This window comes from Cupriavidus sp. 01L46 (assembly GCF_056399905.1).
On record NZ_JBFTSF010000320.1, the window covers coordinates 1 to 6,540 of the forward strand.

Consider the following 6,540-nt stretch of genomic DNA (forward strand, 5'->3'; position numbering starts at 1 on the left):
TTCTTGGCGTGCCCCGGGGGACAGTGATAGCCCTTGTCTTTCTTGCCATACCCGCCGTCGCCGCGTCCGTCCCAGCGCTCGGGCATCAACACCCAGCCACCGCTGGCCTGCACCCAGCGCGGCGCCTCGTAGACGTAGCCGGCGCGCTCGCGCTCCCATTTGCCCTTTTTCCATTTGTGCTTGTGGCCGCGATCGTCCCAATCCCAGTAGCCGGGGGCCCAGACGTAGCCGGGACGCGCAACCGGGACGGCTTCATAGACGGGGGCCGGCGGCGGAACGCCAATCGCCAGATTGATTGACACCTGGGCCAGCGCCGCCGGCGCCACGCCCAACCCACCCGCCAAGCCCGCTGCTGCTGCCGCGCACAACAGAATCTTTCGCATATTGTTCTCTCGCTTGCCTGTGTTGTTCAGGAGCAAGAATAGCCTGACCCGGAACTTCAGGCTGTTAGCAAAGGTATCCATCGATGACTTTTGTCGCGCGAAGGAAACGCAGCGGCGTGGCGAGGCGCGGTTAGCAGAACCGCCAGCCCCACAAACGAGAAGCCCGCCAGGAGACTGGCGGGCTGGTTGCGGACGGTCCGGGCCTTCCAGGTCAACGCCGGCGCTATCGCGGCAACAGTCGTTGCAAGCAGCGTTTCCCATGATTCCGCCCATGACGCGGACGTCCCTCCGGACCACCCGGAGAATCGAAGGAAAGCTGGCAGTGACGCCGACTGCCGCGATATCAGCGGCTAGCAGCACTTAAAGCAAAGCGCCGAGGAAGGTCAGCGGGTATTCCAGGTCCGCCACCTTGCCGGGCAACCGTGTGCCCGACGGCTTCAGTATAGGCAGGCAKCCCACGGATGCAACTTTGAATGGGGCAGGGAAAAATGCCAACAAAAGTGCGCGATGACACGCAAAATCTCGCGCTTCAGCCGCCTATCGGCCTCAGAAAGGAATTCCTATCGCAGTGCAACAAACTTACTTTTGTTTCTGCTATAATTCGCGCCGTGAGTTCGCACTGTGAGTTGTGCAACACGCCAGCCGGGTTCTTCCGGCAGGCGATACCGCCCCCGCTCTCAAGCTCTGCTCCCCGGTCCCGCCGACTGGCCTGCTTTATGTTGCCGCGCTGTTTGCTGCATCAAGGCCAACTGGTGATACCCGACAGAACGCATTTCTCACCGACGTCGCCTCGTCTCCGATCCTGTTGAATAGCTCTATAGAGCTGTTTGCCTGCCAGGGACTGCCGCCCGGCCTTGTGCCCGGTGTCACCCTGCCTGCCGCCGTACTGCCAGCTGTGTCTGTCGTAACGGCCTCACCGATTGGCGCCGAAGCCTTTTTAAGACTTTGCACTGCGCCCGCCCCTGTTCGCTAGTTCGGCATGGGGTGCCATGCATTTAAAGAAAATTACGACATGACCCAGCACGACATTCGTGCGGAGCAAGATTTTGCCTCCGCCGCCGACGCATCGATCGAAGCCGCAGCCATCGCCACCCCCGCTATCCAGGAACCGAGCCCGCTCGACAAGCTCGACGCCATCCTCAGCCCGGAAGCCGCCGTGGCGCCTGCCGCTGTTGCCATCGATGCCGAAAACGGCTTCGCCAAGCTCGGCCTCGAAGAAGCCATTCTTCGCGCCCTGGTTGAACTGAACTACACCACCCCGACCCCGGTGCAGGCACAAGCGATCCCCGCCTTCCTGGCTGGCCGCGACCTGCTGGTGTCGAGCCAGACCGGCTCGGGCAAGACCGGCGCCTTTATCCTGCCGGCAATCCAGCGCATCAGCGAGAAGGCTTCGCCGAATCGCCCGCGTTCGGACGATCCGGTCAAGCGCATGAAGGGCAAGCGCCCCCGTCCGTCGCCGGCGCAACCCGCGCTGCTGGTGCTGACCCCAACCCGCGAACTGGCCCTGCAAGTTACCGAAGCCACCGCCAAGTACGGCCGCCACCTGCGCCGCATCGTCTGCGCCAGCATCCTGGGCGGCATGCCTTACCCGAAGCAGCTCGCCGCGCTGTCCAAGATGCCTGACATCCTGGTCGCGACCCCGGGCCGCCTGCTGGACCACGTTGAAGCCGGCCGTATCGACCTGTCCCAGCTGGACATGCTGGTGTTCGACGAAGCCGACCGTATGCTCGACATGGGCTTCGCCGACGACATCGACGCCATCGTTGCCGCTACCCCGGCCACCCGCCAGACGCTGATGTTCTCGGCCACGCTGGACGGCCGCATCGCCCAGCTGGCCTCGCGTCAGCTGCGCGATCCGCAACGCATCGAGATCGCCGCGACCCGCGCCGACCAAAGCAATATCGAACAGCGCCTGCACTTCACCGACGACATGTCGCACAAGGAAAAGCTGCTGGACCACCTGCTGCGCGACACCACGCTCAAGCAAGCCATCGTCTTCACCGCGACCAAGCGCGATGCCGATTCGCTGGCCGAGCGCCTGTCGGACACCGGCTTCGCGGCCGGCGCGCTGCACGGCGACATGACCCAGGGCGCGCGTAACCGCACCCTGACCTCGCTGCGCCGCGGCAACCTGCGCATCCTGGTGGCAACCGACGTGGCCGCACGCGGCATCGACGTGCCCGATATCACCCACGTGGTCAACTTCGACCTGCCCAAGCAAGCGGAAGACTACGTCCACCGTATCGGCCGTACCGGCCGTGCTGGCCGCTCGGGCGTCGCCATCAACCTGGTGAACCACGGCGACATGTTCCAGTGGAAGCGCATCGAGCGCTTCACCAACAACCGTGTCGACGCATCGGTGATCGAAGGCCTGGAGCCGCGTCGCTCGCCGAAGCCGCGTTCGGGCTTCGCCGGCAAGCCGGGCGGCGACCGCGGCGGCTACCGTGGCAACAGCAATGGCGGCGGCTATCGCGGCGGTGAAAACCGCAGCTTTGGCGACCGCAAGTTCGGCGGCGGCGAAAGCCGCGGCTTCGGCAGCCGTGACGGCGCCCCGCGTCCCGCAGGCGATCGCCCGTTCGGCGACCGTGACGGCAACCGTGGCTTCGGCGACCGCAGCAGCCTGGGCAACCCCAATGGCAACAGCACCGGCTATCGTGGCCAGGGCGGCCAAGGCGCGGCCGGCGGCCAGCGCAGCTTCAACAACGAAAGCGGCGGCTACCGTGGCGGCGACAATCGCGGCTTCGGCAATCGTGACGGCGCGGCTCCCCGCAGCTTCGGCGACGGCAATCGTGGCGGCTTTGGCGGCGGTGCAGCCGGCAATGGCAGCAACGGTGGATACCGTGGCGGCGAAGGCCGCAGCTTCGGCAACCGCGATGGCAACCGTGACGGCGCACCCCGCAGCTTCGGCGACGGCAACCGCGGCGGCTTTGGCGGCGGTCAGCGCAACGGCAACGGCAACACCGGCGGCCGCTCGCGTTTCGAGCGTTAATTCGCCAGGCTGAACAGGTTCACCGCTTAGGCGGCGATCTCTCGCAAAGCCAAAGAAAAAGGCACCTTCGGGTGCCTTTTTCTTTGGCTGGCGACTTTGGCCGCCTCAACCAACAGCGCTCGCCACCGGCAACCAGTGCCCCGCTACATCGAACAGCTGCGAAAGCCGACGAACGCGAAATCGTCCTCGGGCAGCAGCGCCATGCGCGCGCGTGCATGGCGCTGGCGCGCCGGGCTGGCGAAAGAGGTGCTCCGCACCGCCTGGTGGCTGGCAAAGCAGTATACGTATTCCATATCGGCGGGGTCCGCCTCGAATCCCGCGTAGGGCTCGTACGGCGTCGCCGTCCACTCGCGCACCATGCCCCAGCGCAGGCCGCCCCGGTCCTGGACTGCAGCCAGCTCCCATTCCGTCTCCGTCGGCAGGCGCCGGCCTGCCCAGGCACACCAGGCTTGCGCCTCGAACAAGCTGACGTGACGTACCGCCTCGTCAGGGCTCAACGTGCGCAGACTGCCGAAACGCAAGGCCATCCAGGCCCTGGACTCAGGATGGCGGGCCCAGTAGCGCGGCGCCGAGCGATCCTGCATCATCAGCCACTGGCGCCCCGCCGCCGACCACCACGACGCGCGCTCGTAGCCGCCGTCCTCTACGAAATCGAGGAACTGCGCATTGCTGACCGGCGCGGCATCCATCTCGAAAGCCGGCACATAGGTGGGCTGGGCCGGCCGTTCATCGGGCAGCGCGAAGCCATCCGGCGCGTTCCAGCCCTGGATGAAACGCCCGCCGGGAAACTGCAAGGTGCCGCCGTGCGGCACCGATACCGATGGCAGGACGACCGCAGGCTCCACGGGGGCAACGCCCAGCGCCTGCAGCAGCGCGGCGATGGCCTCGCCCTGGCGGTCCTCGTGGAACAGCGCGCGGCGCCAGGCGTAGAGCGTGGCATCGCCATCGTCGGGTTGCGCCGCCAGCCGGCGCAGGACGGCATCGAGCACGTCGGCGGCGTAGCGCTTGACCACGGCCACGTCGGGCAGCGTGACCTCCCAGCGGGCATCGGGATCGATGCGATCGGGATCGAACCACTCATCCGCGCCAGTCAGCAGCGACGGCACACTGGCCACCTGCAGCCAGGCGCCATCGCGCTCGAGCGTACGCACGTCGCGCAGGCACCACCATTCGGCGTGCCAGGCCACATGTCCGAGAGTCCACAGCGGTGGGTCGGCAAAGTCCTGCCGTGGCACCTCCCAGCCGCGCCGGGTCTGGCCAAAAGCTGCCAGCCAGGCCAGGGTGCGGTTGCGCGCCTCCACCAGTGCCTGAGCCAGGCCTTCGCGCGGCAGCCGCCGGGCATCGGCCCAGACGGCCTTGCCGCCGTTGAAATGAAGGTCGGGAAGCATGGAGAAGCCGCTCATCGAACACCCTGCCGGAAAATGGGATTGGCACCCGGTTGCGTGATCCGGCGAGCCGCGTGCGCCATGCGCCGCACCTCTCGCCGGAGAGATGCGGGCATTATGACACCAGCCCTACCGCCCCCTCGCGGTGCGCCCGGTGGCTTCAGGCTTCAGGCTTCAGGCTTCAGGCTTCAGACCCGGGCGTGGAACACCGCGAACCATCCGCGCGGATCGCTCCACCAGACCGGATCGCCGAAGCCCGCGGCCTCGAGCAAGGCAGCGAAGTCGTCCGGGCGGTATTTATACGAATCCTCCGTATGAATTTGCTCGCCCGCGCGGAAGCCGCGGCTACCCTCCGCCCAGCGCACGGTGACCTCGCGCTCAGCTTGCAGGTGCATCTGGATGCGCGACCCCACGCGGTCGAAGCTGGCCACATGGCGCCAGTCCTCAAGCTGGAAGTCRCTGCCCACGATGCGGTTCAGGTTGCGCAGCACATTGCGATTGAAGGCGGCGGTCACGCCCAGCGGGTCATCATAGGCAGCCACCAGCGCCTGCTCGTCCTTGAGCAGGTCCACACCGATCAGCACGCCATCCCCCTTGCCCGCCGCGGCCCGCAGCCGCTGCAGCAAGGCCTGCGCCTGCGCGGGTGCGAAATTGCCGATACTGGATCCTGGATAAAAGAACAGACGGCGCCCGTGCCTGACCTCGGGCGGCAGATCGAGCGGCACGCACAGGTCGGCGCCCAGGCCAAGCATGGGAATCTGCGGATGCTGCTGCTGCAGGCAGAACAGCGTGCCGCGCAGGAACTCCACCGAGATGTCGAGCGCCACGTATTGCGCCGGCTGCAGGCTGCCGAAGAGCCGGGCCGCCTTCTGGCAGTTACCCGCGCCAAGGTCGATCAGCACGCAGCCGCTGCCGGCGCGTGCGGCCATCGCGGGAGCAAATGCCGAAAAGACCGCGGCCTCGGTGCGCGTGGGGTAGTACTCGGGCAGATCGGTGATGGCCTCGAACAGGCGCGAGCCGAGCACGTCGTAGAAGAACTTGGGGCTGATGCTGGCGGCGCCGGCCAGCAGGCCGCGCGTGATCTCGCCGCGTAGCGCGCCGCTGTCTTCGTGGTACTGCTGGATGAAATCCAGCCGCGGCACCGGGTTCGGCTGTGCATGGCCGTTGCCGACGACGACGCTGCTGGCGGGAGAGCCGTTGGGTTTCAGGGCGGAGGTGCCGTTGTGATTGGCTTGCGTGTGCTTGAGGCGTGCGTTCAGCGGATTCAGCGGGGTCGGGACTGCCGGCATGACGTTTCCTTGATGGTCGATGGGCACTGCATAAAACCCCCAGAGGCCCGCACGTCACGGCATGCGCGGGAGTTGCAAGGGATTCGCCTCCGGTGACGTCTGGGGCGCATCAGCGATGCAAGTCTTTTCAGGATAGCTGGCGAGCGCGGAGTGTGCTTACCGCATTGCACAAAATCCTCTGTGCAGTGGAAACCAGAAAGTGCGCCTTATTCAACAACAGTTTGCCGCCGCAATGCCACCACAACGCCACCACATAAAATACGCGGCATCGTTTATAATCCGCCTCAGCGTATCTGCTTCGGGCTCGCCCGGATTGGATCGCCCCTCAAAGGGGAGTAGCTCCGGGGCCATGCCCTTAGCACAATCGTCATTCCGGGACTGACAGTCTCCGGTTGTGCTGACCGCGCCAAGTACCATCGGCGGTCGAGCAAGACCTTTGCAACCTGGTTTCATGGTTTGCAAAGGCGCCTCCCAAGCCCCCCACACATCATGTC

Annotated in this window: 4 protein-coding genes; 1 reads left to right on the top strand and 3 read right to left on the bottom strand. The window is 66.0% G+C overall.

From position 1 onward, the window contains the following. On the bottom strand, positions 1-383 hold a 383-nt coding region (locus tag AC1DS3_RS32955; protein ID WP_477128808.1), incomplete at its 3' end, for a YXWGXW repeat-containing protein. Between the two features lie 1,012 nt (positions 384-1,395). Between AC1DS3_RS32955 and AC1DS3_RS32960 the strand changes: the two genes are divergently transcribed. After that, entirely contained in the window at positions 1,396-3,372 is a 1,977-nt protein-coding gene (locus AC1DS3_RS32960; RefSeq protein ID WP_441635175.1) for a DEAD/DEAH box helicase, read from the top strand. 143 nt (positions 3,373-3,515) lie between these two features. Here the strand turns inward: AC1DS3_RS32960 and AC1DS3_RS32965 are convergent, their stop codons facing one another. Then, positions 3,516-4,775 (bottom strand): SUMF1/EgtB/PvdO family nonheme iron enzyme, encoded by a 1,260-nt coding sequence (locus AC1DS3_RS32965; protein ID WP_441635177.1) that lies wholly within the window; start codon positions 4,773-4,775, stop codon positions 3,516-3,518. 170 nt (positions 4,776-4,945) lie between these two features. Next, a complete protein-coding gene (egtD, locus tag AC1DS3_RS32970; protein WP_441635179.1) occupies positions 4,946-6,046 on the bottom strand; it encodes an L-histidine N(alpha)-methyltransferase in 1,101 nt (366 codons plus the stop codon). Positions 6,047-6,540 lie beyond the last annotated feature (494 nt).